This is a genomic window from Psychrobacter immobilis (genome assembly GCF_904846235.1).
Classification (GTDB): domain Bacteria; phylum Pseudomonadota; class Gammaproteobacteria; order Pseudomonadales; family Moraxellaceae; genus Psychrobacter; species Psychrobacter immobilis_C.
In genome coordinates this window covers 1-1199 of record NZ_CAJGZN010000053.1, presented here as the reverse complement: position 1 = coordinate 1199, position 1199 = coordinate 1, and the positions used below count along the sequence as shown (strand labels likewise).

At 44.3% G+C, this 1199-nt stretch carries 1 protein-coding gene; it reads left to right on the top strand.

Translation table 11 applies throughout. The features are described 5' to 3' along the window. Nucleotides 1–73: 73 nt before the first annotated feature. Nucleotides 74–1161 (top strand): IS3 family transposase gene (locus tag JMX07_RS13475; protein ID WP_178379278.1). Its coding sequence is split into 2 segments (ribosomal slippage): nucleotides 74–326 and nucleotides 326–1161, totalling 1089 coding nucleotides; the frame shifts between segments, so codons are not numbered across the junction. Nucleotides 1162–1199 lie beyond the last annotated feature (38 nt).

Below are 1199 nucleotides of genomic sequence, written 5' to 3'. Positions count from 1 at the left end.
GGTAATCCCCCCAATAAATAAGAACACTTACAAATAGAGATTAACTGCTAAAATACACCAGCAGGAGAATCCTATGAAAAAGACACGCTTTAGCGACAACCAAATCGTCAACATCCTAAAACAAGCCGAACAAGGCGTCCCTATTACCGAGCTCTGCCGTGAGCATAACATCAGCCAAAGCACCTTCTACAACTGGCGATCTAAATATGGTGGTATGGACGCCACACTTATCAGCCGTCTTAAAGAGCTTGAAGTTGAAAATGCCCGCTTAAAGAAGATGTACGCTGATGAATGTCTTAAATCCGACATCCTACAGGATGCTATGTCAAAAAAGTGGTAGCGCCCCAAAGGCGCAAAGCGTTGGTTTGTCACTACATTGAAGATCGTGGTATTGGTATCCGCAGGGCTTGTAGCATCTTTAACATCAGCGTCACCTGTTATTATCACAAGTCGGTGGTAACAGATGAGAACCAGCAAATAGCGGACTTACTTATCAAACTGACTGATGAGAACAAGAACTGGGGCTTTGGCTTGTGCTTTTTAACCTTGCGTAATGTGCTAGGACTGCCGTACAACCATAAGCGGGTATATCGCATCTACTGCGAGCTTGAACTCAACCTTAGAATCAAGCCTAAGCGTCGCATTAAACGTGCTAAACCAATACCATTAGCAGTACCTGATAGGATTAACCAAAGCTGGAGCATGGACTTTATGCACGACAGCTTAACTGATGGCCGCGGCTTTAGACTGTTCAATGTCATTGATGATTACAACCGTGAGGCACTCACCGTTGAAGTCGACTTCTCGCTACCGGCGCAAAGGGTCATACGCAGTCTTAATCAGCTTATTGAGTACCGAGGCAAACCTGTGCAGATAAGATGCGATAACGGCCCTGAATACATCAGCAATGCGCTCAAAGACTGGGCTGAGCAGCAAGGTATCATCTTAAGCTATATTGAACCTGGCAATCCACAGCAAAATGCGTATGTAGAGCGCTTTAATAGAACCATGAGATATGATTGGTTAAATCAGGAGCTGTTTGATAATCTAGAGCAGGTACGCGCACAAGCAGAAAACTGGTTATACCATTATAATCATAAGCGCCCAAACATGGGCAATGGCGGTTTTACACCGATACAGAAACTCAATCAGGCAGCTTAATTCTATTTATTAGGTGTCTTAAGTTTGGGAGGGTTACC